Below are 25,718 nucleotides of genomic sequence, written 5' to 3' on the forward strand. Positions count from 1 at the left end.
ATGGCCGGTAGTCCGGCTTTGCAGGAACCTTAACACAAGGCATGCCGCACCGCGGCATTAGACATTGGTCGTAACCCCACCACTATGGTCCAGATGGCCGTACTCTTCCCTAGGGGTCAATGGTAACAAATCCTTGGAATGCCCCAACACAACTAGGCGGCAACCGGATACGGGAAGGAGAGGATGATGAAGCACATCAACAGGCCCCTGGTATGCGCCTTACTGGCTGCCAGCAGCTTGGTCGCACCACAAGCTGCCCTGGCCGCTACCAGCCGCGAAGCACAGCTCGAAGCACGCCTCGAAAAGCTTGAGGCCGAAATGCAGCAGCTGCGCGCGGATCTTGCGAACGCACGTCAGGAACAGGCCGCCAGCGCCGAACAGGCGCAGACCGCCATCGCCGCGGCCAATGCCAATGTCGCCGCCGCCAATGCCAAGAGCGACGAAGCGGCTGCGAAAGTCGCCGCTGTCGAAAGCAAGCCGCAACCGGATGGCTTCAAGTCCGGCAACACCACGATCAAGCTTGGCGGCTATATCAAGATGGTCGCCTCGGCGAGCCGCTTCAGCGACGGCGAAGTGGCCACCAATTCGCTCGGCCGCGATTTCTACCTGCCGCAGGTAATCCCCACCGGCGGCGGCAAGGCGCAGAAGGTCGAGGATTTCACGGCCAAGCAATCCCGCTTCTGGCTGAACATGGACACCAATGTGGGCGGCCAGAGCGTAAAGGGCTATGTCGAGGTCGATTTCCAGACCTCGCCTGGCACGCAGGGCTCGCAGCGCACTACCAATGGCTACAACCTCGCGCTGCGCCGCGCCTGGATGCAGGTGGGCCGCGTGACCATCGGTCAGGACTGGTCGACCTTCCAGTACACCGGCGCCCTGCCCGAAAGCACCGACTTCGTCGGCACGACCGAAGGCACCGTCTTCGTCCGCCAGCCGTTGATCCGCTACAGCGCCCCGCTCAGCCGGGACCTGACCCTGCACGCCTCGGTCGAGGAACCGGAATCGGGAACGGCGACGCTGGGCTCTCCGGCGCTGACCGAAAACGGCGACGACCGCATGCCTGACTTCGCCGCCCGCCTCGCCTATGCCGGCAAGGCCGGAGAAGGCTCCCTCGCGCTGCTGGCCCGCCAGGTCCGGGTCGATGCCGCAGGCGTGGGCGACAACACGTTCGGCTGGGGCGTCAGCGCCGCCGGCAAGATCTGGCTCAACCCGTCCAAGACCAGCGACGTGCGGGCCATGGTCACTTATGGTCACAATGCCAGCCGCTACATCGGCCTCAATTTCGCGCCCGACGCGGTCTATGATCCCGTCGCAAACAAGCTGGAAAGCGTGAACGTGATCGCCGCACTCGCCGCCGCACGCATCGCCATCGCCCCGCAGTGGCGCATCAACGTGATGGGCAGCTATCAGCGCGTCGATTACGCCAATGTGCTCACCGCCGCCACCATTGCCTCTTACAACAAGCAGGCCTGGAGCGCAGCGGCCAACATCTTCTACTCGCCGGTCAAGAACATCGACGTCGGTCTCGAATACCGTCACGGCGAGCGGGAACTGGTCAGTGGCGCCGATGGCGCGCTCGACCGCATCGAATTCGCCGCGAAGTACAGCTTCTGACGATGAAAAACCCGGTCCTGCAACGACAGCACCGGCTCCACTTGGGAGAGTGAGCAATGGCTACGACTTATAGCGCCTTGCCGAAGCACCATCAGGCGACGCACGACGAGAAGCTCGTCATCACCGCGTCGTCGCTCGGCACCGTATTCGAATGGTACGACTTCTACCTCTACGGCCTTCTGGCCTCCTTCATTTCGAAAGTCTTCTTCGCGGGCGTGAACGAGACCACCGGGTTCATCCTTGCGCTCGGCGCCTTCGCGGCGGGCTTCGCCGTGCGGCCTTTCGGCGCACTGGTGTTCGGCCGGGTCGGCGACCTTGTGGGCCGCAAGTACACCTTCCTCGTCACCATGGGCCTGATGGGCCTTTCGACTTTCGCCGTCGGCCTTCTGCCCGGCTACGACACGATCGGCATTGCCTCTCCCATCATCCTTGTCAGCCTGCGCATCGTGCAGGGCCTGGCGCTCGGCGGTGAATACGGCGGCGCAGCAACTTACGTGGCCGAGCACGCGCCCAACAACCGGCGCGGCCTCTATACGAGCTTCATCCAGATCACGGCGACCTTCGGCCTTTTCGCCGCGCTGCTGATCGTGCTGGGCGTGCGAACCGGCATGGGTGAAGACACTTTCGCAGGCTGGGGCTGGCGCGTGCCGTTCCTGCTCTCGGCCGTACTGCTGGCGGTTTCGATGTGGATCCGCCTCCAGCTCAACGAGAGCCCGGTCTACCAAAAGATGAAGGATGAGGGCAAGACCTCGAAGTCGCCGATCAAGGATTCCTTCGGCAAGTGGGGCAACCTCAAGTTCGTGCTGATCGCCCTGTTCGGTGCCGTCGCCGGCCAGGCGGTGGTCTGGTACACTGGCCAGTTCTACGCGATGTTCTATCTTGAAAAGATCCTCAAGGTGGACGGCGCGACGACGAATTACCTGATCGCCATCGCACTGGCGCTTGGCACGCCGTTCTTCGTGTTCTTCGGCTGGCTGTCCGACAAAATCGGCCGCAAGTTCCTGATCCTGGGCGGCTGCGCCCTGGCTGCCCTGACGTACTTCCCGGCCTTCCACGCCCTGTCCGATGCCGCCAACCCGGCACTCGCCCATGCGTCGAAGAGCGCGCCGGTGGTGGTGACGGCCAACGATGCCGAATGCTCGTTCCAGTTCGACCCGATCGGCAAGAACAAGTTCGATTCTTCGAGCTGCGACATCGCCAAGGCTTTCCTCGCCAAGAACGGTATCAACTATACCAATACGCAGGCCCCGGCAGGCACGGTCGCCTCGGTCGCGATCGGCGGCAAGACGCTGACCGCACCCAACCCGGCCGAAATCACGGGTGAGGATCGCGCTGCGGCGATCAAGACCTATCAGGACAGCATCAAGGCCGCTCTGACCGAGGCCGGATATCCCGCGAAGGCAGACCCGGACCAGATGGACTCGGTCAAGGTCGTCGCGGTCCTGTTCTACCTCGTGATCCTGGTAACCATGGTCTACGGTCCGATCGCAGCCATGCTGGTGGAACTGTTCCCCAGCAACATCCGCTACACCTCGATGTCGCTGCCCTATCACATCGGCAACGGCTGGTTCGGCGGCTTCCTGCCGACCACGGCCTTCGCCATGGTCGCGGCCACCGGCGATATCTACTACGGCCTGTGGTATCCGGTCGTGGTCGCCGTGGGCACGGTCGTGATCGGCCTGCTCTTCCTCCCCGAGACATTCAGGAGAAATATCGACGACTGAGTGTCCTTCGGCGCCGCGTCCTGAGCGGGGATTTGCCCCCGATCAAGGCGCGGCGCGCCCTTTTTGGTCCAGCAGACGGAGTCATCATGACCAAGACATCCCAGCTCACCACCCGTACCGGCATCAACCTTTCCGTTCGCCCCGCCACCGAGGGCGACGAAGCTATGTTGGGCACCTTCTTCGACGCCGTCAGCGACGATGACCGGCGCTTTCGCTTTCTCGCGGCCAGCGAGCATGTCAGCCACGAACAGCTTGAGCCGCTGCTGACGGCCGATCACTTCCAGTCGGAAAGCTTCCTCGCCTTCGATACGGCAAGCGGCGAACTGGTGGCTTCGGCTCTGCTCGCCTGTGATGCCGGTCTCGACACTGGCGAAATCGCCGTATCCATCCGCAGCGATTACAAGGGCAAGGGCGTGGGCTGGGCTCTGCTCGATTTCCTCGCCGGTGAAGCCAAGGAGCGCGGTGTGCGCCGGGTGATCTCGATCGAAAGCCGCGACAATCACGCTGCCATCGAACTGGAGCGCGAGAAAGGCTTCACTCCGGAACCGTTCGACGACGAACCCACCCTCGTCGTGCTCTCGAAGACCCTACGCTAAGACAAGACGCATTACGGAGACCGGCATGAGTAACGCCTACAAAACCGCCTGGCAGGCCAGCATCGATGACCCGCAAGGGTTCTGGCTCGAAGCGTCCAAGGCCGTGGACTGGGCGCAGCCGCCGGGATCGGGCTGGAGCGATGCGGACGGGTGGTTCCCCGGCGGGCAGCTCAACACCTGCCATAACGCCGTGGACCGCCACGTCGCCGCCGGACGCGGCGATGCGACGGCGCTGATCTATGACAGCCCTGTCACGGGCACAATCCAGACTTACACCTATGCCGAACTTCTGGACGAAGTCGGCCGCGTCGCTGCCATGCTGTCCTCGCTCGGCGTGGCCAAGGGCGACCGCGTCGTCATCTACATGCCGATGATCCCGCCGACGGTCTTCGCGATGCTGGCCTGCGCCCGGCTCGGTGCGATCCATTCGGTCGTATTCGGCGGCTTTGCTCCGCTCGAACTCGCCAAACGCATCGATGATGCCGCGCCCAAGGTTCTGATGACCGCGTCCTGCGGTATCGAAGGCAAGCGGACCATTGCCTACAAGCCGATGGTCGACGAGGCGCTGAAACTGGCGAAGCACGCCGTCGATCACGTCGTTCTGTTCCAGCGTGAACAAGTGACGGCAGAGCTTTCCGCACCGCGCGATCTCGACTGGATGGAATTGCGCGCGCAGACGGCGCAGGCCCCGCTCCCGGCCTGCGTGCCGGTGGCGGCCAACGATCCGCTCTACATCCTCTACACCTCGGGCACCACGGGCACGCCCAAGGGCGTCGTGCGCGACAATGGCGGCCATGCCACCGCCCTGACCTGGTCGATGGCCAACATCTACGGCATCGGCGCCGGTGACGTGTTCTGGGCCGCGTCCGACGTGGGCTGGGTCGTGGGGCACAGCTACATCGTCTATGCCCCGCTGCTGGTGGGCGCGACCACGGTGCTGTTCGAAGGCAAGCCGGTCGGCACGCCCGATCCGGGCACGTTCTGGCGCACTATCGACCGCCACGGTGTGAAAGCCTTCTTCACCGCCCCCACCGCGATCCGCGCGGTGCGCAAGGAAGACCCGGAAGCCACGTTCCTGACGGAAATCGGCACCGGGCCGTGCCAGACGATTTTCCTCGCCGGCGAGCGGGCCGATCCCGATACGATCGCCTGGCTGGAGGAAAAATCCGGCCTGCCGGTGATCGACCACTGGTGGCAGACCGAACTCGGCTGGCCCGCCATTGCCACGTGCGTCGCGCTGGGGGATCTTCGCCGCAAGCGCGGCAGCGCGGGCTTCCCCGTTCCGGGCTATGCCTTCACGATCCTGGGAGATGACGGCAAGCCCGTGCCCGACGGCGAGAGCGGCTCGGTCGCCATCAAGGCGCCGCTGCCGCCGGGCGCCTTCCGCACATTGTGGAACAACCCGCAAGGCTATGCGAAGAACTTCGAGGGCTTTCCCGGCTACTACGAGACCGGCGATGCCGGGCACTTCGACGCCGAAGGCTTCCTCAACATCATGGGCCGCACCGACGACATCATCAATGTCGCCGGGCACCGTCTCTCGACCGGCCAGATGGAACAGATCGTCGCGCAGGAAGACGGCGTGGCGGAATGCGCGGTGATCGGCGCGGACGATGCGATCAAGGGCATGATCCCGGTCGCTTTCGTGGTGGCGCGTGCGGGCGCGGAAGGGGATGACACGCTGGTCAAGCGGGTGGTCAACGCCGTGCGCGAGGAGCTCGGCCCCGTCGCCGCGCTCAAGACGGTCTATGCCGTCCCCCAGCTGCCCAAGACGCGTTCCGGCAAGATCCTTCGCAACCTGCTGCGCAAGATCGTCAATGGCGAGCACTACGACACGCCGGCAACGATCGAGGATCCTTCGGTTCCGGCGGCCCTGCACAGCATTGTGCACGGCTGAAAAGTTAGGGTTGGGCAAAATGCCTCGTCATTGCGAGGAGGCGAAGCCAACGAAGCAATCTAGGGCCGGCGCAAACCGCCCCTGGATTGCCGCCGGCCTTTAGCCCTTGCAATGACGAACTGCCCGTTTCCGCCCTACCCCAGCTCCAGCGCCCCGGTCAGATCGCCGGGTGCAACGCCACCTGCGGCGATCATCGCTTCCTCGCGCATGGCGAGGCCGGGCAGCTTCTCCAGCCCGAAGCGGCGCGTGATGAAGCGGGCGATCGAGCCCGTATCGTAGATCGTGTGATCGACGCTGCCCTTGCGCGCGTGCGTCGAGACGACCATCGCGGGAATGCGCGTGCCCGGCCCCCAGCGATCGCCCTTGGGCGGTGCGACATGGTCCCACCAGCCGCCGTTCTCATCGAACGTGATGACCACCAGCATACGCTCCCATTGCGGGCTCTCGCGCAGGGCATCGACCACGGCGGAGATGTGCCGGTCGCCCGCATCGACGTCCGAATAGCCCGCGTGCATGTTGAGATTGCCCTGCGGCTTGTAGAACGTGACCGGCGGCAGCTTGCCCGCCTCGGCATCGGCAAGGAAGTGGTTGGTGCGCGCCGTGCTGCCCTCGCCCGCATCGCGCAAGTGCGCGGCGCGGGCGGCCGTGCCCGGGGCGAAACGGCTGTAATAGTTGAACGGCTGATGGTGCGGCTGGAAATTCGGGCGCGAGGGGGTTGAGCCATCGTTGGCATGACCTTCCAGCGCGGCCTCCCAGCCACCGGCGTACCAAACCCAGTCGACCCCCTTGGCGGAGAGCGCATCGCCGATCGTCTTGTGCTGCTGCGGCACCAGCGTGTGCCCGCTCGACCAGTTGGCATAGCCCGGCCGTTCCGGATCGAGCTGATAGGTCGGTGCATAGGGCGGAAGCATCGTGTTGACGGCCCAGAAATCGGGCGTGAGCGTGCTGGCCACGAAGCGGGCCGGGCCATCCATCGCACTGGCCGGTGTCTTGGGATCGAGCTTCAGCCGGATGCCTTTGGGATCGCTCCCTTCGACCTGGGCTATGCGATTGGCGGCCGGTCCCTTGTCCGCATCGGGGTAGACCGGCGGCTGCGCCGCGATCAGGTACTGGTGGTTGAGGAACGATCCCCCGAACGCCCCCATGAAGAAATTATCGCACAAGGTGAACTCGCGCGCGAGCTGCCACAGGCGCAATTGCGCCCGGTTGTCGCCATAGTGCCCCATGACCAGCGCCCCGCTGTCACCCCAGGCGACGAACCCGTCGTTGCGCCCGCCATTGATCTGCAGCTGGTTCTGATAGAACGCATGGATCAGGTCGCGCGTCACCAGCCCGTGCGGCAGCGGATCGCCTTCGGGAGTCTTCAGCGCAAAGGGCGCGTTGGGCAGCAGGGGCAGATCGTCAGCGCCGATCCGGTATTCGGCATGTTCGACCACCTGTTTGATGGGAACCAGGCCTTCCCAGATCTTCGGCAGCTTGTCCAGCGGCGTGCCGTCGCGGTCACGCTGGATGCAGTGTTCGGGTGGCACTTTGGAGAGCGGCTGTTCCAGCCCGGGGAAATCGGCGAAGAGGTTGTTGAAGCTGCGGTTTTCCGCATAGATCACCACTACCGTGTCGATCGCCTCACGCAGCCGGGCGTCGCTGACCGGCTTCGCATGACCGGACTTGGGCGCGCGCGCTTCAGCCTCCCCGGCAGCGGCACTTGTAACGGCAGCAGCGCCCAGAGCGGCGGCCAGACCGCCCAGAAATTCGCGGCGATCGGGATGGAGGGAATCTGAATCGGACATCGGGGACTCCTTCTGGGGGGAGAGGCTGTGCGCGCTGTTTGTGACGCCCGCATGACCTGCGTCAACCACATTCCCGTGACTGCAGAAACGCTTGGCCTGCCCCTGGCGGGATCAGGCGGCCTCTTGCGCCAGCGCCAGCGCGCCCAGCAGACCGGATCGTTCACCCAACCCCGGCCGCACGATCACCTCGGCAGGCAAGCCCCGGAAATAGCCACCGCCCAGCTTCTCCGCATCGATCCGAACCCGCTCCATAAGCCCCGGCGTCTTCATCACGCCACCGCCGAAAATGATGCGTCCGGGCTCCAGCATGGCCTGCACCGTCACGGCTGCCTGCGCGAGATACCAGGCGATGACCTCCAGTCCCGGATGATCGGCAGGCAATTCCGAAAGCGACCGGCCATAGCGCGCGATGACCGCCGGTCCCGACGCCATGCCTTCCAGGCAATCGCCATGGAACGGGCAGACGCCGGCAAAGCCGCTGTCCTCCGGATGCCGGGGCGTGCGGATATGCCCCATTTCCGGATGCGAGAGACCGCGCAGGGTCTGCCCTTCAATCACCGCGCCGCCCCCGATACCGGTTCCCACGGTGAGATAGACGACACAGCGCTGCCCCTGCCCTGCCCCCCAACGGCTTTCGGCCAACGCCGCCGCGTTCACGTCGGTATCGACGCCCACCCGGCATGAAAACGCCTGCGCCAAGGGACCGGCAAGGTCCGTACCGCTCCACCCCGGCTTGGGCGTTTTCAGAATATGCCCCCAAGACGGCGAGGCGGGGTCCAATTCGACGGGACCGAAGCTGGCGAGACCGATCGCATCAAACGGGCCGCGCTCAGCGAACCACGCCAGCATGGCCGCGATCGTCTCTTCCGGGCTCGTCGTGACAATTCGCGCCGTTTTTCCCACTGCATCGGGACCATGGGCAATGCCGAGCACGAACTTGGTGCCACCCGCTTCGATCAATCCATAGGTTTGCCGTGTCATCGTCGCCCAAAACCTTTCCCGTCAGCACCATAGCGCTGCCTCCGTGCCGCCTCCAGCACGACAAGGAACCTGCCCCGCAGTTGCGGGGAATAGGCACCTTTGTGCAATGCGACATTGAAACGTCACGCTTTCCCCTTAACGGGGCCCTCATCACAACATTTCGATTTCAGGGGAATATGGCTTTGAAACCAAGCGCTTTGTTCGCGGGGCTGATGGCGGGCTCGTGCCTGACCGGCATCCATACGGCAGCTTTCGCCGCGGAAGCGGATACGCCGGCTGACGCAATCCAGCTCGACGCCAATTCCATCGTCGTCACGGCGCAGAAGGTAAAGCAACGCGCTGTCGACGTGCCGATCACGATGTCGGTGGAGTCGCAGGAGCGTATCCGCCAGCTCGGCGTGACCAACCTCGGCGACCTGTCGAACTACGTGCCCGGGCTCAATGTGCAGGTCCAAAGCGCCAACAACCCCGGTTTCGTGATCCGCGGCATCACTTCGGACAGCGGCTCGGCCCAGCAGTCCCCGCGCGTCACCGTGTACTACAACGGCGTCGACATCTCCCGCTCGCGCGGTGCCTATCAGGGCATCTACGACATGGAGCGTATCGAGGTCGTGAAGGGCCCGCAGGCGACGCTGTTCGGCACTGCCGCAACGATCGGCGCGATCAGCCTGATTTCGGCGAAGCCGGAACCGGGCGTCTCGGCCGAACTGACCGGCGGCTATGGCAATTACAACACCTACAAGGTGGAAGGCCATGTCAATGCCGGCAACGACGTGCTGGCGGCGCGCATCGCCGGACAGTGGTTGAAGCGCGACGGCTATGTCAAAAACCTCGCTCCCAACCAGGACGATCTCTACGCGCAGGACCAGCTCGGCCTGCGCGGCTCGCTGCGCTACACGCCGACCAGCGATTTCACCGCGGACCTGATCTTCACCTATGACCGGGAGCGCAATTCCGGCACACCGTTCCTCAGCAAGGCACTGGGATCGACAGCCGCCGACGGCGTTTACGGCGCCGCCTACCTCGGCGGTTCGCCCTATTCGGCCTCCGTGCTCGGTGCCAGCAAGCTGGGCCTGACGCGCGACGTCTATGACGTGAATTTCACGGCGAGCTGGGACTTTGCCGACGGCTGGAACTTCACCACCGTCAACGGCTACCGCGATTTCGATGCCCGCGAGGTGTTCGATGCCGACGGCTCGGCTGCCTGGTATCTGGAATTCGCCGAACACGCCAAGGGCTGGGAAGCCAGCCACGAAGGCCGCTTCACCTACAGCGACGACAAGTGGCGTGCCTCGTTCGGCTGGAACTACTTCATCGAGGACAGCTATCAGAACGTGCCCTTCTCCACCGAGGAAGGCACCTATCTGCAGTGCACGCTGAACATCATTCCCGGACTGGGCTGCGTCGCCGCTGACAATACCGTGACGGCAGCCTCGACGACCTATCTGGCCACCGGCGGCCTGGCGACAGCCATTCCCTATTCGAGCTGGTTCGAGAACAAGGGCCGCAACCAGAGCTGGTCGATGTTCGGCGACACGACCTGGAAGCCGACATCATCGCTGGAACTGACCGCAGGCGTGCGCGTGCTGATCGAAAAGCGCCGCTCGGGCTATGGCGCCTATCAGCCGAATTCGGTGCTGGCAGGCGTGGCCCTGCTTCCCCTGGTGAATACCGGCGGGACCTTCTTCTATGCCGAGCGTTCCTACGCGGCGGTTCTGCCGCGCCTCAACGTGCTCTATCACCTCACGCCCAACCTGAACCTCTACGCGACGGTTTCGGAAGGGCGGCGCTCGCCGGTGGTCCAGCTTTCCGCAGCCGCCGGGCCGGTCGCCTCGCTCGACCTGATCCCGGCGGAAAAGGTCTGGAACTACGAAGCCGGCATCAAGGGCGCCGTGGGCATCTTCTCCGGTTCGCTGGGCGTCTATTATGACGACTACAGCAACTTCCAGGTGACTGTCGTCGATGCATCCACCGGCGTGAGCAAGACGGAAAGCGCCGGTTCCGCCGCCAACTTCGGCGTCGAAGGCGAACTGGAAGCCCGCTTCACCGACTGGCTGCGCGCCTTCGGCAATTTCGGCTTCATCAGCGGCGGCGTGGACGACACCGCCTCCAACGGCGTCTATGCCGGCAACCAGTTCCGTCTCCAGCCCAAGTGGCAGTGGGCCGCCGGCTTCATGCTGAACGCGCCGGTGACGGAAACCACCCGCGTGTTCCTGACGCCGAGCGTGACCTATCGCAGCAAGATCTACTTCGAACTGCCGAACAAGGAAGCGATCAGCCAGGATCCGGTCACACTGGTGAACCTGCGCGGCGGCGTATCCTTTGCGAACGATCGCTTCGAAGTCGCGGGCTATGCGCGCAACCTCACGGACAAGCGCTATCTGCTCGATGCGGGCAACACCGGCGGCGGCTTCGGCTACCCGACGTTCATCCCCGCCGAACCGCGCACTTACGGCATCGAACTGACCGCCCGTTACTGACCGCAGCCTCACCCCCCGGAGGACACCATGACTCTTACCATCGACCGCCGCCTGCTCATCAAGGCCGGAGCTCTCGGCCTTGCCGCCCTGTCCACGCCGGGCGTTGCCCAGGTCCTGACCGCACGCGGCTTCACCCACGGCATCGCCAGCGGCGAACCTTCCGCCCATTCGGTGCTGTTGTGGACGCGCTATGTGGGCCCGGGCGAAACCCGCCTGCATTGCGAAGTCTCGCTCGACCAAGACTTCAGCCGGGTCGCTGGCGGCGGCGATGTCATGGCGTCTCCGGAACACGACAATTGCGCCAAGCTGGTCGTGACCGGGCTCGAACCGAACAAGTGGTACTTCTACCGCTTCGTCGCGCCCGACGGCACCAGGAGCGAAGTGGGCCGCACCCGCACGCTGCCGGTGGGCGACGTCTCGCGCTTCGGCATCGGCCTGTTCTCCTGCTCCAACATGCCGTTCGGCTGGTTCAACGCCTATGCCCACGCCGCCGAGCGCGGCGATCTCGATCTGATGGTCCACGTCGGCGACTACTTCTACGAATACCGCCCCGGCCACTATCCCGACACCGTCATGCCAGGCCGCATGATCGAACCGGCGCACGATATCGTGACGCTGGCCGACTATCGTATGCGCTTCGCCTGCTACCGCCTCGATCCGGACCTGCGCCGCCTGCACCAGCAGTTCCCGATGATCGCGCAGTGGGACGATCACGAATTCGCCAACGACGACTGGCAGAACGGCGCCGAGAACCACCATCCCGACACGCAAGGCCCATGGTCTGCCCGCAAGGCGGCCGCCATGCGCGCCTACCGCGAATGGATGCCGGTCTCGGACGATCTCTACAACAGCTTCCAGATCGGCTCACTGGCAACGATCTTCCGCCCTGAAACCCGCGTTACCGCACGCAGCGAACAGCTCAGCCTCGGCGCCGCGCTCAAGGGACAGACGGACATTGCCAAGGCCCTCGCCGCGTTCCGCGACGGCCCGTGGATGGCGCCCGAACGCACGCTGATGGGAGCCAAGCAGGAAGCCTGGCTCGCCAAGGGGCTGGCGGCATCGGCAAAAGGGGGGACACGCTGGCAGATCCTCGCGCAGGAAATCGTCATGGGCAACTTGCGCGCGCCCACCGCACTGGCCGATCTGACCCCGGCGGACGCCGATCCCGCAAGCCGCCAGCGCGCCGAGATTCTGGCAGCGGCCTCGAAGATGGGACTGCCCTTCAACATGGATTCGTGGGACGGATACCCGGCCGCGCGCGAACGCCTGCTGCGCGCCGCGCGCGAAGCGGACTGCAACCTGATCGTGCTTTCGGGCGACAGCCACAACGCCTGGGGCAACGAACTCAGTCTCGGCAGCGAACCGGTGGGCGTCGAATTCGCCGGGCAATCCGTGACCTCGTCGGGCTACGAGAGCTTCCTGCCGACTATCGCACCGCGCAATCTTGCGGCGCTGCTGCGCCAGACCAACCCCGGGCTGATCTTCACCGATACCAGCCGCCGTGGCTACGTCTCGCTGCAGCTCACGCCCGAGGCCGTGCAGGGCACCTGGCACTTCATGAGCACGATCGCCACCCGCACGACAGTGGGAACGCGGGATCATACGCTGGGCGTCAAGTGGGGCGAACGCCGCTTTACGAAGGCCTGATGGCGCAGCCGCCGGTTCGTCTCGACCAGCGGCTACACCATCACAGGCTCCTCACCGCGCCGGGTAACGTGGGCGGCGACCGGGTTCTGCTTCCGTAAAAGCATGATCCCACCGGCCTGCCGCAGCTCCACATCCGGCGCCCCCGCATCCGGCGAAGACTGGGCTGTAATCCCCGGCTCCCTCTTCGCCAGTCGCGCTCTGCCCAGCGTGGGACGGAACCGAAGCCAGCAGGCCGAGCCCCAGCCCGGCATCGGCCATGCGCAGGGCCGCGCACAGGGCAATGGCTTTCCAGGTGTTGCGCCGGAAGCGCCGAAAGGCTGCCGCCCGTTCGGCGGAAAGGGTCAGCAAGCCCATGCCTCACCCTCCGCGCACTTGCGCCAGCGCGGCCGACACGATCGAGGCCACTTCGCGCTTTTCATGCAGGCTCAGGCAATGGCCGAATTCGATCCGGCGCTCGCCCGATCGCAGGATCAGGCGCAAGTCCCCCGGCGAGCGGCGCTCTGCATGGAAACGCAGCCAGAACGCGGGCAGTTCGATGACCCGGCCCGCGCGGTCGCGCAGCCGGACAAGCGTTTCGGACAATTCGAGCGTCTCGCTGCTCGCCTGCTTCCTGGCATGGCGATCGAGCACGAACGTCAGCACGCCCATCGCCGTGATCGAGAACAACGGGATGAGCCATAGCCCCTTGAACGCGAAGACAAGCGTCGTGGCCATGAACAGCACCGCCAGCGCTGCGATCGCCGCGCGGCCATCTTTCGAAAGCTGCGAGCGGTTCTCCCGCATCCGCAGCATAAGCGGCAGGGCCGCAGCACCGCCCAGTTGCAGGAACCCGTCCGGCTCGCCACCGGTCAGTTCCCAGGGCCGTTCCGCGGAACGGCGAAATATCTGATACATCACTATGCACTCCGGCTGGTCCGGTGCGCAAAGCCAGGCGCAACCGGCCGGTCCGACAAACGGGTTCGGTTCGTCAGATCAGAGCCGGAGGCCCTCGCAGTGGCGGACGCAGGAATGGCGCGCGCTGCGGCAAGGCAAAGCGAATAGGGGCAAAACCCAGAGCGATGATGAAAACCATCGCCAGTGCCAGCAAGACGGCATCGGCACCCGCAAGCGAAACCATGGAAAGCGCCGCATAAGGGCATTCGCCCCCAGGCTTATCGGAGCCGGGCTTATCGGGGCCAGGCTTGCCGGACAGATCCTGGTCCGCCTGCTTGACCGGGATCGTAACCGGATCGGCGAAAGCCTCTCCACCCACGCCATGGCAGATCTCCAAGGTGATCGCGCGCGGGCCAGCCCCGACCATCAAGCCTGCGGGCACGGCCAGCTTCAGCAACAGCGCCGCCATGACCAGCAATCCTGCCAGTCCGCAACGACGCTGAAAGAAGACGCGCAACGATCCCATGAGAGCCGGTGATATTCCCTGCCGCCTCCCTTGTCAGGAGGACAAATGGCCCAAGGCCCGAGCCCCTCCAACCGAAGCGGGCTCTCCCGGACCAACAGGCTCGCTCAGCGCCCCACGCCGGGATGAGGCCCGCCGGCCGCACAAATAAGAAGACCTTCGGATTAACTATTAACATTTTGAAAGTTAAGAAATTTCATGGGCCGAAAGCCCCGTTTGTCGGCTACAGCCCGCAACCGGAATACGCTGGAATACAAGGAGACTCATATCGTCGAAGCGGGCAACCCCGCTCCGAAGTCCCGGACTCGCCGCTTCAGCGATCCCCTGCACACTCGACACAAGTTCCAGAGGCGACCCGAAGGCACATCTGCTTCAGGCGGATGTCCTCAAATCCTAGCTGGCGGGACAGATATTTTTCGTCCCGCCAGCCCTTTTGGCGAAAGAACACGCCTCTGCCACAGCGGCTATCGCTTGATTGTAAATTCGCCTTCGGTCAGTCTGCAAAATATGACGAATCATCCATCAGAAGCCCCTGACACTCTTCATATAGAGAACTTTGAACCCCTTCGCGGCGCTGAATTCACCCTCCACATGGGGGGAGAGAAGCACTCTATTCTTCTTTCCGAAGTAACTCTTCTCAAGAACATGTCGCCGGATACGCTCTCTCGCCCGCCCTTTTCCTTACTGTTCAAAAGCGAAAGCCAGCAGGTCATTCCCCAGGGGCTGCATCAACTGGAAGGCCCCGCCCTTGGAAAAATGGCAATGTTTCTCGTTCCCGTCGGCCGGGACGCAGGCGGCGTGAGCTACGAGGCCATCTTCAGCTAACGGCAGCCGCAGTCTCCGGAACGGGGCGATCTTCGCAGGGCCGCTCCATCTCGGTGTAGAAATCCAGTTCGGCGACCGTCAGGAATCCCAAGCGGCGATACAGGCGCGAAGCCGGATTATAGGGCTCGACAAAGAGCCCCACCGGCAATGCGGCAGCATCCGCTTCGGCCAGCAAATGCTCAAGGATAGCCATACCAAGCCCTTGCCCGCGCAGGGCGGGCACCAAGGCGATGTCGATGATCCGCAACTGGCTCGCGGTTTCCTGGGTATAGAGCCTGCCGACGGGTTCGTTCTTGTGCTCGATAACGCTGAACAGGCAGTTTGCCAGACGCGTGCGATAGTGAAGCCGCTGCGCATTGAACTGCTGGGCCACGAACATCCGCTTTTGCTCGGCCGTCCAGTCGGCGATCATCGCCAGTTCGGCAGCACGCGTGCTTTCGTAGAGCTCCAGCAGGAACGGATCGTCCCCCTCGACTTCCGGCCGCAGCGAAAAGCCGCCCTTCATCAACGTGGGCGGCAGTTCGATTTGCACCCTGCCCATGGCAGACACTGCTCCTCCCATCAATTTCGCGAGGGGAACACGCCTGCCAGCGCGATGACGAAATTCAAGGAAAGATAGGGTTGCCGGTTTTCGTGCGGCTGGTTCCCTCCGGTGTGTGTCACCATATTGGGAGAAAACGTCGTGCCGCTCGCAGGCGGAACCTTGTAGGCAAGCGTCGGATTGGAAAGGCCGAACATCGCAGCAGACGTCGGCGTGGCGACGCGCTGCTCTCTATTGGCCGGGCTCAAATCCCCACCCCTCAACGTGTGGCTGTGCGCGGGAATTTCAGTCTCAAGGAGCGTTACAGTCTCCTCGCCCACCGCTTGTCCCAACGGACGCACCGTGAGACCGGGGCCATCCCCAAATCCCATGGGCACGCTGCCTTGCAGATTGGGCAACGCAAAAGTGCTGGTTCCGTTACCGCCGTAAGTCGTCCCCAAAATGGAAAACAGCGCTGTATATTGAGAAATCGGCAGCATCTGGCCATTGCAAAATGCAAAGTTTCGCGGCGCAAAATTGAAACCGACGATCTTTATCTCACCAATGAAGGGCTCAGACATGATCGCAACCTCCGAATATTAGTTGCGGGACGGAAAGACACCGAACAGGGCAATGATGAAATTCAACGCCAGAGACGGCATCATATTGTCATGCGGCAAAGACCCGCCCGCCAATTCGATGCTGCTCGGACTCATTTCGACAGGAACAACCGAGCTGCTTCCCGGGACAACGTATAGGAAAGCCGTGCTACCCACCGGACTTGCCGGCACTGCTCCAGAATTCGGCTGGGGATCTGTGCCAGCATTGGCTGAAGCCATGACCGAATGGTTGTGGCTCGGAATTTGCGTCGACATGAGAGTGACATTCTCGGTGCCGGACATTTCACCGATCACATAGTTCGAGAGTCCCGGCCCCTGTCCCATGTGGATCGGAACGCGGCCGCGCATATCCGGCAAAGCGAACGAGGTCGTCCCGTTCCCGCCATAAGTCGTTCCGATCAGTGCAAACAAAGCATCATATTGAGAAATCGCCAACAGCTGACCATGACAATAAGCCCAACCTGCGGGAGCAAAATCCCCCCCAAACATGCGTATCTCACCAATATATGGAGTAGTCATACCCCCTCCTCGAACGGCTCGCGGGTTATTGCAGCGTCAAAACACAATCAATTGCGCGACGGATAAAGACCGTAAAGCGCAATACAGAAGTTTATCGTGAGAAAAGGCTGCACATTGTTATGCGGTTGAGAGCCGCCGGCATTGGACATTGACTGCCCTGCGAGAGGGACAGTATTTGCATATGGAGCAAAGAAGTCCGCATCGGGTGATGTATCAGCCGCGAACATGGCGCTCGAAGGGCTTTTTACCGTGGCCTGATCCGTCGACGCGGCAACCACATGATTATGCGCGGCCATTTCTCCAGGCGTAAGAGTCACGGTTTCAGCGCCAGCTGCCTGACCGAGGGAATAGGATCCATTAAAATGAAGCGGCGCACGGCTCTGCAGATTGGGTAACGCGAAAGTCGATGTACCATTCCCGCCGTATTGAACCCCCAACAGGGAGAACAATGCCTGATTCTGCGAAATGGCCATGATCTGACCATCACAGAAAGCATAATTCTTGGGCGCGAAATCGAAACTGTACATCTTTATTTCGCCGATAAACGGCTCGCTCATCACGCAAACTCCCCAAGAGAATATCGGTAAAATTCACTTAATTAGCGACTTCGAATCCAGCATAGAGCCAGAGTTTCAAAATTCCAGAATTTTCTAGAGTTAAAAAAATTTAATCAGAAATTCCGCATAATACACCTGAGAATATACCCCAAACGCCCAAAAACAACTTCCAAAATAGAGGTGATCCATAAATAGTTACATGAAGCTATTTACTTTTATAGTGATACGCAGCCTCATGACTAACCCATGCGCACCGCAAAAATCAGATCGGTGGATCGCTATGTGCCCCGCCAAACCATCTGGCGAGACGCATCATGACAAAACCCTCAAAGGCGTCACGCTGGCGGCAAACCGCTATCTGACTTTCAACGTGGAACCTGCGGCATCCAGTTCGGCAAGCCTTGCAACCTGAGGCGCAAGGTAAGCTGCCACGCAGCGGTGCACCCCGGCATTCACCGCCCTGCCCCGCTCTTCCGGAGCGAAAGGAAGCGAAGGTACTTTGGAATCCTGCGACAGCACTTTCGCCATGGCAGCCATGTCAGCCGCGTCGGCCTTCACCCTGAAGTGAGGCAGAACACGCTCCGCGATTGCCTCAGGCAGAGCCTTGTAATCCAAAAACATTCCGCCACCCGACGATGCGTGATCCGCCGCCGCCGAGCAGATGGCCGCCAACACGCGCGCAGTATATTCCTCACCCGGCATCGCGAACGGATCGGTGATGCCAAAGAGTGCGGAAAGCTCACCCGGCAGCGTCTGTGTCCCCGGCATCCGGGCGTGCGAGGCCATGACCGCCAATGGATCACGGTAGAGAAACAACCATGGCACGTCCGGAAAAGCCTCAAGGAACAACGGCATGGACATGCTGTGCCAACAGTCGAGCTTGACGAAACGGCGAACGGTCTCTCCGGAACGACCACAGGTAAGCGCCGCGACCATCGCCCGCAGCAGTGCGGCCCGCTCTGCCGGCGGGAGGCCGAGGTGTCCGGAAACGAGTTGTACCACTGCATCCAGCGGCGGCGCTTCCGAGATCGAAACCGATCCGGGCAGTGCCCCCAGCGCTTGCGAGACCAGCGTCGAGCCGCATCGCGACATGTGAAAGATAAAACCGTCGGGCGGCGGCACCTCAGCAAGACGCGGCGCGGTCAGCAAGGCCGCAAGAGGCGTTCTCCACCGCATGAGCCGGTTGAACGGCCGGGCGCGGGCCCGCCTCAGTGAGTCCTCGTAGAAGGACTCGCACGGCAGCCTGCCTGCGAAGTGCGCCCACTCTACCGTCAGCTGGCGTCCGTCGTGCCCTACCCCGACCGGCAGCCAGTCCGGACCGGGACAGTCGGCACCGTCCACCGGCCGCACCTGATACCGCTCGATGCCGACCGGATCACCCAGCAGGGCCGCCATCAGCGCCTCGCGCGCGACGGGAACGCCCTGCCCTCTGGCAGGGGACAGAAGTGCGTCCGCGAAAGCCTCGCGATCGGTGATTACCGCCAGTTCCGCCGCGGCCGCCCGGTCTGCCATGAAGGCGTGACGGAGGGTATCGAGCGGAGTCATCGCCTTTTCACGCCATTCATGCGCCTGCAGTCCCATCCTTGCATTTGCGAACTCCCCCGATAGTTTCCCACTCACACCACAGCACGAGGCGGCAGCAACGGCATATGCACGGACAGGAACCGTCCCCGGCCCCGCCCATCGAAATCGCGGCGGACCGTATCCGCCTGCCGATGCAGTTCGATCCGGCGCGCATGGCAGAAGATCTGGCAGCCTTGCCCCCGGAAGGCTGGATTGCCCATTACGTTGCGCAGAACTACCTGGGCGAATGGAGCGTGCTGCCCTTGTATTGCCCAGCCGGAGCGCAGCATCCGGTGCTGATGGCTTACGCCAATCCCACTGCGACCGATTTCGAACCCACGCCCTGGCTGGCCCATGCGCCTTACCTGCGCGGCGTGCTGGACCGCTTTCACTGCCCGCTGCGGTCGGTGCGGCTGATGCGGCTGGGGCCGGATTCCCGGATCCTGCCGCACCGCGACTTTGACCTTTCGGCCGAATCCGGCACCGCGCGGCTTCATATCCCGATCACCGGCAACGAGGCCGTGACGTTCCTCCTCAACGGCACGCCGGTGGAGATGGAACCGGGCAGCACCTGGTACTTGCGCCTTGCCGACGAGCACGCCGTCATCAACGCAGGCCGCACCGAGCGCATCCATCTGGTCATCGACTGCCTCGTCAATGACTGGCTGCTCGGCCAGTTGCGCTCCGGCAAGGCCCCGGTCAGCGATGGTGCAGCGAGACATTGACCAGCGTGACAAAGCGCCGGTACGGCCCGGTCCGTCCCTCCAGCAGGCGATAGGCCAGAACCTTGGCCGCATCCGTAATCAACGAAAAGCCGATCGCATAGGCCCAGACGATCGCCACATCCTTCCAGCTGATCGGCGCCATCAGGCCCATCGGATAGACCACCAGCAAAGTTGCCAGGATCTTGGTGACGACTGCCGACCAGAACAGCGGTCGCGACGGCCAGGGGCGCTTCACCATCCAGCCGCGCGCACGGGCGACGAACAGCGACATGTGCCCTGCCACGGCAAGCTTCAGGAACACGTATGTCTGGATCTGCGGAACCGACAGGTGCAGCACCTTGTCCGCCAGATAGAGCATCCCGAAACTGCCGATCGTGCCGACCACGCCCATCGTAGTTGCCACCGAAAGCACCCGGCGCATGTCCCAGCGCACCGGCCGGGGCTCGACGCGGGTGTTATCGTAAGCGATAGCCATGATCGGCACGTCGTTGAAGAAGGCCAGCAGGATGATCATGATCGCGGTGATCGGATAGAAGCCGAAGATCACCATCGCCAGAACCACGAAGATCATCGTGCGGATCGTCTCGTTGATGCGGTAGATCGCATAGGAGTTCATCCGCTCGAAGATGCGCCGGGCTTCCTCGATCGCGTTGATGATGGTGGACAGCCCCGGCTTGGTCAGCACGAGATCCGCCGCCGCGCGCGCGGCATCGGTGGCGCCGCTCACCGCAATGCCGACGTCGGCCTGTTTGATGGCGGGGGCATCGTTCACCCCGTCGCCGGTCATGCCGACGATGTGGCCCTTGGCCTGCAGCGCCTTGACGATCTCGTACTTGTGCTCGGGAAAGACGCGGGCGAAGCCATCGGCCAGTTCCACCTGCTCGGCTACGTCGGCGGGAATGTCGCCGCCATCGTCACCGAACAGCGTAGCGGCCGGGCGGATATTGCGGCCGAGCCCGAGACTGCCCGAAATCTCGCGGCCGATGGCGACATCATCGCCCGTCACCATCTTGACCTTGACCCCATGCGCGGCGGCCTTGGCGATGGTCTCCGCGCTGTCCTCGCGCGGGGGATCGTAGAGCGTCAGCAGGCCCAGGAACGTCCAGCCCGCCTCCCCGCCTGCCTTGCGCGCGACGCCGAGCGTGCGGTAGCCCTTGGCGGCAAAGTCCTCCACTGCCTGCTGCGCCCGTGTCAGGTCATCGCCCGCCATCCCGGCCAGCGCCAGGATAACCTGCGGTGCGCCCTTGGTGACGTGCAGCACGGTGCCGCCGGCGCCATCCAGCGTGGCTTCGGTCCGTTTGCCGACCGGATCGAACGGCATGAAGGAACGAAGCCTCCAGCCCTTCATCGCGGCCGGATCGGCCAGCCCGGCGATCACGGCCAGATCGATGGCATCGCCGTCCTCTTCCTTGGATGCGAGCGCGCCCGCCAGCGTCAGATCGCCGGCATCCTTTGCCGCGAACAGCACGGGTTCACCCAGTGTCAGGCGGTTCTGCGTGAGCGTGCCGGTCTTGTCCGAACAGAGGATGTCGACCCCGGCCATTTCCTCGATCGACTGCAGGCGTGAGACGATGGCCTTTTCCTTGGCCAGTACCATCGCGCCCACCGCCATCGTCATGGACAGGACAGCGGGCATGGCGACGGGAATGGCGGCCACTGTCAGGATCAGCGCGAACTGGGCCAGTTCCAGCACCGGCGCCCCGCGATAGAGCTGCACCAGCACCAGAACAGCGGCCAGCACGATGCTGAGGAAGATCAGGTAGTCCCCGATCGTCATCACCGCCTTCTGGAAATGCGAAGGCGCAGCGGCTCCGGCCACCAGCGCGGCGGTCTTGCCGAAGAACGTGCGTGTGCCGGTGGCCATGACGCGGGCAACCATTTCGCCCTGCTTCACCACCGATCCCGAATAAGCGGTATCGCCCGGCTTGCGCGTGACCGGCAGCGATTCCCCGGTCAGCGCGGCCTGATCGACCGAAAGATAATCCCCATCGGCCAATGTCACGTCCGCAGGCAGCACATCGCCCAGCCGCACGCGGATGACATCGCCGGGGACCAGTTCGGCCGCATCGATCTGCCCCCACTGGCCATCGCGCAGCACCCGCGCGTGCAGGGCCAGGCTCTGGCGCAAGGCGTCGAGCGCATTGGACGCCTTGAACTCCTGCCAGAACCCGATCCCGGCATTGAACACCAGCAGCGCCAGAATGATCACGAAATCCGGCCAGTGCCGCACCACGGCGGACAGCAGGGCGGCAACCTCAATCATCCACGGGATCGGTCCCCAGAAATAGCCCAGAAACCTGGCGAGAGGGCTGGTGCGCTTTTCCTCGATCGCATTGCGGCCATAGCGCTCCAGCCGGGCGGCGGCCTCTGCGGTTGACAGGCCGGTGGCCAGATCCGTGCCCGCCGCTTCGTCCGGTGCGGCGGCGGTCATGAAACCTGCTCGCCGTTTTCCGCGATCCACGCGGCGATGCCCGGCCAGGTGTCCTTGAGCGTGCGGCTGCCCATGAACAGGCCGATGTGCCCGCCCGGAACCATGCTTTTCACGATCCGTTCGGGCGGCGTCGACACCAGGCCTTCCGCCGCGAAGACCTGTTCGTGAGTAGTGATATCGTCGCCCTCTCCGGCCAGCAGATAGAGCGGACAGGCAATGGTCTTGAGCGACAGCTTGTGCCCCAGCCCAACGAACTCGCCCTTGGCGAACAGATTGCGCTGGAACAGCAGGTCAATGGCCTGGAGATAGAACCGGCCCGGCAGATCTATGGGATTTTCATACCAGCTTTCGAAAGCCTCGGTCCGCTGGAGATAGCGCTTGTCCTCGACGTGCTCGTAGAGATCGAGATACTTGCCGAGATACTGCTTGCCCGGATGCATGTTTTTCCATCCGGCCAGCATGAACTTACCGAGCATCCGGCCATTGCCCAGTTCGACCATGCGCTTGTAGAAGCGCAGCGGCAGGCTGTGCGCCATGCGTTTGATCGGCCCGTCGCCCGCGTCGGTATCGATCGGCGATCCGGCCAGAACCAGCGAAGAGACCTTGTCCGGAAAGCGCGCCGCGAACATCGCCGACATCCAGCCGCCCTGGCACAGTCCGACAAGGTTCACCCGCCCGCCCAGATCATCGACGGCCACGTTGAGTTCGGCCAGATAACGGTCGATATCGAAATCGCGCATTTCGGGCGTCGCGGTTTTCCATTCCGTCACCAGAACCCTCGACAACCCGCCATCGAGCAGCGTTTCGACGAGGCTCTGGCCCGGCTGGTAATCCGCGATCGTCGAAGAGTGGCCGGCATAGGGCGCATCGACCAGCACCGGCACCCCGCCGGCATCGCGGCTGCGCGAAAAATCCCGCAAATGCATAGTGGGCAGATCGAGAGCGATTGCGTTCGGGCTCGCCCAGGCCGGAGGCGGCGGATTGTCGATCTCGACCGCGGCGCTCACGGCCTCCAGATTGCGTTCGAACAGCGCCAGCCCCTCATCTTCCATCTCGATAGCCGCAGCCATGGGCCAGAACCAGGGAACGGCGTGCTCGATTTTCGGCTTGGCAACTGGAAGCGGATTGGGAGTCAGGGGCTTGTCCATGGTGTTTCTACCTTGCGTGCAGCTTCGGTTCTGAGGGGGCCCGGGAGGTTAAGTCTCCTTGCCAAGCAGCGTGAGGCAATGGCGGGCAATCATCCGGTCCTCGTCGGTGGGAACGGCCAAGGCGGGCACAAGGCTCCCATCCGTCGTAATTTTCGGGCCGTGCGCGGCATTGGCCGCCTCGTCGAGCGTCAGGCCCAGCCATGCCGCCTGACGGCACACCGCCGCCCGCACCGGCGCCGCATGTTCGCCGATCCCGCCGGTGAAGACGAGCGCATCGAGGCCGCCCAGCGCCGCCACCAGAGAGCCCAGTTCGCGCACGATGCGATAGACGAACAGGTCCACCGCCTCGCGCGCTTCCGGCGCGGGGCTGGCCAGAAGCGTGTGCATGTCATTGCTGATCCCGGACACGCCGAGCAGCCCGCAGTCATGATAGAGCATGTCGCTCACCGCCTGCGCGCTCATGCCCTTTTCCTGCATCAGGTAGATGAGGACGCCCGGATCGATCGTGCCGCAGCGCGTGCCCATCATCAGGCCGTCGAGCGCCGTGAAACCCATGGTCGTGGCCACGCTGCGGCGATGGTGCATCGCGCAGAGGCTCGCGCCATTGCCCAGATGCGCCATGACCACGCGCCCTTCCGCCACATCGCCCAGATAGTCCGGCAGGCAACTGGCGATGTATTCGTAGGAAATGCCGTGAAAGCCATAACGGCGGATGCCTTGTCCGGTCAGTTCGCGGGGAATCGCAAAAGTCGTGGCCAAGGGCGCATTGTCGGCATGGAAACCCGTGTCGAAACAGGCGAACTGTGCAAGCGCGGGAAAATCGCGCGCCAACACGCGGATCGGCGCAAGATTGTGGGGCTGGTGGAGCGGAGCCAGCGGCACCAGTTTGGCCAGTTCCCCGATCAGATCCGCCGTCACCCGGCACGGCGCATGAAAGCGCGGCCCGCCGTGAACCACACGGTGCCCGGCCGCGGCAAGCGTGCCGCCGAAATGGCTCTCGATCCATGCCAGCAGGTCCTGCAGGACAAGGTCCTCGCCCGCATCCTCGGCATAGTCGCGGGACAGCAGGCGCGTTCCGGCCCCGTCATGCACGGCAAGGTTCGTCCCCGCCGAACCGATATTGACCGCCTTGCCTTCCGCAACGGCGCGGCCCTCGCTGCTGCCGGAGGCGGAGAAGATGGCGAACTTGATGCTCGAAGAACCGGCATTGAGCGTCAGGATCAGCCGGCTCATGCGCCCGCCCCGCCACGCGCGGCATGAAGCAGGACCGCCACCGCGCAGGAAACAAGGCGGCTCTGCGCCGTATCGGCCCGGCTGGTCAGGATCACCGGCACCCGCGCGCCCAGAACCACGCCCGCCGCCTCGCTGGCCGCCAGGTATTCAAGCTGCTTGGCGATCATGTTCCCCGCGTCGAGATCGGGCGCGACAAGAATGTCCGCCTGCCCGGCGACCGGCGAACGGATATGCTTGATCCGCGCCGCGATCGGCGAAACCGCGTTGTCGAAAGCGAGCGGGCCATCGACAATGCCCCCGGTAATCTGCCCCCGCTCGGCCATCTTCGACAAGGCAGCCGCGTCGAGCGTGGAAGGCATGGCGGGGTTGACGGTCTCCACCGCGGAAAGCAGCGCCACGCGCGGCGTTGCCACGCCCAGCGCGCAGGCCATGTTGATCGCGTTCTGGACGATGTCGGCCTTGGCATCGAGATCCGGCGCAATGTTGATCGCGCCATCGGTAATGAACAGCAGCCGGTCGTAGCTCGGCACGTCCATCAGGAACACATGGCTCAGCCGGCGGCCGGTCCGCAGCGCGTTTTCCGATGCCAGGATCGGATGGAGAAACTCGTCGGTATGCAGGCTGCCCTTGAGCAGCGCATGGACCTTGCCTTCATGCGCCAGCCGCGCGGCGAGTTCAGCGGCGGCGTGGGAATGTTCGGTGGGAGAGAGATCGTAGGGAGAAAGGTCCAGTCCGGCTTCGGCAGCGGCGGCCTCGATCTTTGCCTTCGGACCGATGAAGTGCGGAACGATCAGCGCCGCCCGCGCCGCTTCCACAGCGCCGGCGACGGCATTGGACTCAATCGGGTGAACGATGGCCGTCACGATCGGCTCGAACGCTTGCGCGCGGGCGATCAGCGCGCGGAACTTCGCGCCGCGCTCGCCAACGACGATATCGGGCAAATCCGCCTTCGCCCTCTGGCGCTTTTCCAGCGGCGCCAGAACGCGCGCGGTTCCTTGCGCCAGAAGCGTGCCATCAACTCCGGCACAATGGCAGTCGAACGCGACGGTGTGCGATGCGGCATCCTTTTCACGCGCCGTGACCGTGATCGTGATTTCGTCACCGAGACGGACCGGAGCGGTGTAGGCCATCTCCTGCTCGGTCAGCACCGTTCCCGGTCCGGGCAAAGCCGTGCGCAGCACTGCGCCGGTCAGCAGCGCCGCCCATGTGCCCGACGCGACGGAGCGGCCATGCAAGTCTACGTCGCCGGTCACTGCGGCCAGCATCTCCAGATCGCGCAGGGTCAGGCTATGGACAACGCTGGCGCTGTCACCAATGGCGATCTCGTCGAAAGTGCGGTTTTCAACCATCTCAGGCGATCCCATGACCACCTCCATCGGAGCGAATTTTCACGGGTAAGCCGGGGAGCAATCCCCATCCATCAGCGGGTTGGCGTAACACCAGCGCGTTCTCCCG

General features: G+C 63.6%; 22 protein-coding genes. 8 read left to right on the plus strand and 14 right to left on the minus strand.

Features of this window, described 5'->3' with window-relative positions; genetic code table 11:
- The first annotated feature begins 186 nt into the window (after positions 1 to 186).
- The 4 genes from NN5_RS11900 to NN5_RS11915 all read left to right on the plus strand — a co-directional run bounded on the left by NN5_RS11900 (position 187) and on the right by NN5_RS11915 (position 5,831).
- Positions 187 to 1,614 (plus strand): DcaP family trimeric outer membrane transporter, encoded by a 1,428-nt coding sequence (locus NN5_RS11900; RefSeq protein ID WP_245656437.1) that lies wholly within the window; start codon positions 187 to 189, stop codon positions 1,612 to 1,614.
- Positions 1,615 to 1,670: 56 nt separating this feature from the next.
- Entirely contained in the window at positions 1,671 to 3,338 is a 1,668-nt protein-coding gene (locus NN5_RS11905) for an MFS transporter (RefSeq protein ID WP_067734321.1), read from the plus strand.
- 86 nt (positions 3,339 to 3,424) lie between these two features.
- Positions 3,425 to 3,934, plus strand: coding sequence for a GNAT family N-acetyltransferase (locus NN5_RS11910; RefSeq protein ID WP_067734322.1), 510 nt, complete (start codon positions 3,425 to 3,427; stop codon positions 3,932 to 3,934).
- Between the two features lie 25 nt (positions 3,935 to 3,959).
- The gene (locus NN5_RS11915; protein ID WP_067734323.1) at positions 3,960 to 5,831 is read left to right on the plus strand and encodes an AMP-binding protein; all 1,872 of its coding nucleotides are present in this window, start codon (positions 3,960 to 3,962) and stop codon (positions 5,829 to 5,831) included.
- A 134-nt stretch (positions 5,832 to 5,965) separates the two neighbouring features.
- Here NN5_RS11915 and acpA read toward each other — a convergent pair whose 3' ends face one another.
- Together acpA and NN5_RS11925 are read right to left on the minus strand one after the other, a co-directional pair.
- Positions 5,966 to 7,618: an acid phosphatase gene (acpA, locus tag NN5_RS11920; RefSeq protein ID WP_067734324.1), complete on the minus strand. Its 1,653-nt coding sequence runs from the start codon at positions 7,616 to 7,618 to the stop codon at positions 5,966 to 5,968.
- A 111-nt stretch (positions 7,619 to 7,729) separates the two neighbouring features.
- Positions 7,730 to 8,599: an ROK family protein gene (locus NN5_RS11925; RefSeq protein WP_067734325.1), complete on the minus strand. Its 870-nt coding sequence runs from the start codon at positions 8,597 to 8,599 to the stop codon at positions 7,730 to 7,732.
- Positions 8,600 to 8,775: 176 nt separating this feature from the next.
- Here NN5_RS11925 and NN5_RS11930 point away from each other — a divergent pair, with 176 nt between their 5' ends.
- Together NN5_RS11930 and NN5_RS11935 are read left to right on the plus strand one after the other, a co-directional pair.
- Positions 8,776 to 11,079: a TonB-dependent receptor gene (locus NN5_RS11930; protein ID WP_067734326.1), complete on the plus strand. Its 2,304-nt coding sequence runs from the start codon at positions 8,776 to 8,778 to the stop codon at positions 11,077 to 11,079.
- A 27-nt stretch (positions 11,080 to 11,106) separates the two neighbouring features.
- A complete protein-coding gene (locus NN5_RS11935) occupies positions 11,107 to 12,726 on the plus strand; it encodes an alkaline phosphatase D family protein (protein WP_067734327.1) in 1,620 nt (539 codons plus the stop codon).
- Positions 12,727 to 12,777: 51 nt separating this feature from the next.
- On the opposite strand, the gene NN5_RS11940 is transcribed toward NN5_RS11935, so the two are convergent.
- The 3 genes from NN5_RS11940 to NN5_RS11950 form a co-directional block, all read right to left on the minus strand.
- Entirely contained in the window at positions 12,778 to 13,080 is a 303-nt protein-coding gene (locus NN5_RS11940; RefSeq protein WP_157081109.1) for a hypothetical protein, read from the minus strand.
- A 3-nt stretch (positions 13,081 to 13,083) separates the two neighbouring features.
- On the minus strand, positions 13,084 to 13,620 hold the full coding sequence (locus NN5_RS11945) for a DUF2244 domain-containing protein (protein WP_067734329.1): 537 nt from the start codon (positions 13,618 to 13,620) through the stop codon (positions 13,084 to 13,086).
- A gap of 73 nt (positions 13,621 to 13,693) precedes the next feature.
- The gene (locus NN5_RS11950) at positions 13,694 to 14,068 is read right to left on the minus strand and encodes a DUF2946 family protein (RefSeq protein ID WP_067734330.1); all 375 of its coding nucleotides are present in this window, start codon (positions 14,066 to 14,068) and stop codon (positions 13,694 to 13,696) included.
- A 270-nt stretch (positions 14,069 to 14,338) separates the two neighbouring features.
- Here NN5_RS11950 and NN5_RS25845 point away from each other — a divergent pair, with 270 nt between their 5' ends.
- Positions 14,339 to 14,947, plus strand: a complete 609-nt coding sequence (locus tag NN5_RS25845) for a DUF6916 family protein (protein WP_157081111.1) — start codon at positions 14,339 to 14,341, stop codon at positions 14,945 to 14,947.
- Here NN5_RS25845 and NN5_RS11960 read toward each other — a convergent pair.
- From NN5_RS11960 to NN5_RS11975, 5 genes are all read right to left on the minus strand, one after another.
- Positions 14,940 to 15,488, minus strand: coding sequence for a GNAT family N-acetyltransferase (locus tag NN5_RS11960; RefSeq protein ID WP_067734332.1), 549 nt, complete (start codon positions 15,486 to 15,488; stop codon positions 14,940 to 14,942). The genes NN5_RS25845 and NN5_RS11960 overlap by 8 nt on opposite strands.
- Positions 15,489 to 15,508: 20 nt before the next feature.
- Positions 15,509 to 16,048 carry a phage tail protein gene (locus tag NN5_RS11965; protein ID WP_067734333.1) on the minus strand — a complete coding sequence of 180 codons (540 nt, stop codon included), beginning with the start codon at positions 16,046 to 16,048 and terminating at the stop codon, positions 15,509 to 15,511.
- Positions 16,049 to 16,066: 18 nt separating this feature from the next.
- Positions 16,067 to 16,606 (minus strand): phage tail protein, encoded by a 540-nt coding sequence (locus NN5_RS11970; RefSeq protein ID WP_067734334.1) that lies wholly within the window; start codon positions 16,604 to 16,606, stop codon positions 16,067 to 16,069.
- Positions 16,607 to 16,653: 47 nt separating this feature from the next.
- On the minus strand, positions 16,654 to 17,163 hold the full coding sequence (locus NN5_RS25150; protein WP_084384892.1) for a phage tail protein: 510 nt from the start codon (positions 17,161 to 17,163) through the stop codon (positions 16,654 to 16,656).
- Between the two features lie 354 nt (positions 17,164 to 17,517).
- Positions 17,518 to 18,744, minus strand: coding sequence for a sulfotransferase family protein (locus NN5_RS11975; RefSeq protein WP_067734335.1), 1,227 nt, complete (start codon positions 18,742 to 18,744; stop codon positions 17,518 to 17,520).
- Positions 18,745 to 18,812: 68 nt separating this feature from the next.
- Here NN5_RS11975 and NN5_RS11980 point away from each other — a divergent pair, with 68 nt between their 5' ends.
- The gene (locus NN5_RS11980; RefSeq protein WP_067734336.1) at positions 18,813 to 19,451 is read left to right on the plus strand and encodes an aspartyl/asparaginyl beta-hydroxylase domain-containing protein; all 639 of its coding nucleotides are present in this window, start codon (positions 18,813 to 18,815) and stop codon (positions 19,449 to 19,451) included.
- Here NN5_RS11980 and NN5_RS11985 read toward each other — a convergent pair.
- The 4 genes from NN5_RS11985 to NN5_RS12000 are packed head-to-tail and all read right to left on the minus strand — an operon-like array spanning position 19,426 to position 25,627.
- Complete coding sequence (locus tag NN5_RS11985; RefSeq protein ID WP_067734337.1) at positions 19,426 to 21,882, minus strand: plasma-membrane proton-efflux P-type ATPase; 2,457 nt, start codon at positions 21,880 to 21,882, stop codon at positions 19,426 to 19,428. The genes NN5_RS11980 and NN5_RS11985 overlap by 26 nt on opposite strands.
- Positions 21,879 to 23,030, minus strand: coding sequence for an alpha/beta fold hydrolase (locus NN5_RS11990; protein WP_067734338.1), 1,152 nt, complete (start codon positions 23,028 to 23,030; stop codon positions 21,879 to 21,881). Before NN5_RS11990 ends, NN5_RS11985 begins: the two co-directional genes overlap by 4 nt.
- A gap of 48 nt (positions 23,031 to 23,078) precedes the next feature.
- The gene (locus NN5_RS11995; RefSeq protein ID WP_067734339.1) at positions 23,079 to 24,263 is read right to left on the minus strand and encodes an acetate/propionate family kinase; all 1,185 of its coding nucleotides are present in this window, start codon (positions 24,261 to 24,263) and stop codon (positions 23,079 to 23,081) included.
- A complete protein-coding gene (locus NN5_RS12000; protein WP_067734366.1) occupies positions 24,260 to 25,627 on the minus strand; it encodes a bifunctional enoyl-CoA hydratase/phosphate acetyltransferase in 1,368 nt (455 codons plus the stop codon). The genes NN5_RS11995 and NN5_RS12000 overlap by 4 nt, the downstream gene beginning before the upstream one ends.
- Positions 25,628 to 25,718: the final 91 nt, after the last annotated feature.

It is taken from the genome of Novosphingobium naphthalenivorans NBRC 102051 (genome assembly GCF_001590985.1).
Lineage (GTDB): Bacteria > Pseudomonadota > Alphaproteobacteria > Sphingomonadales > Sphingomonadaceae > Novosphingobium > Novosphingobium naphthalenivorans.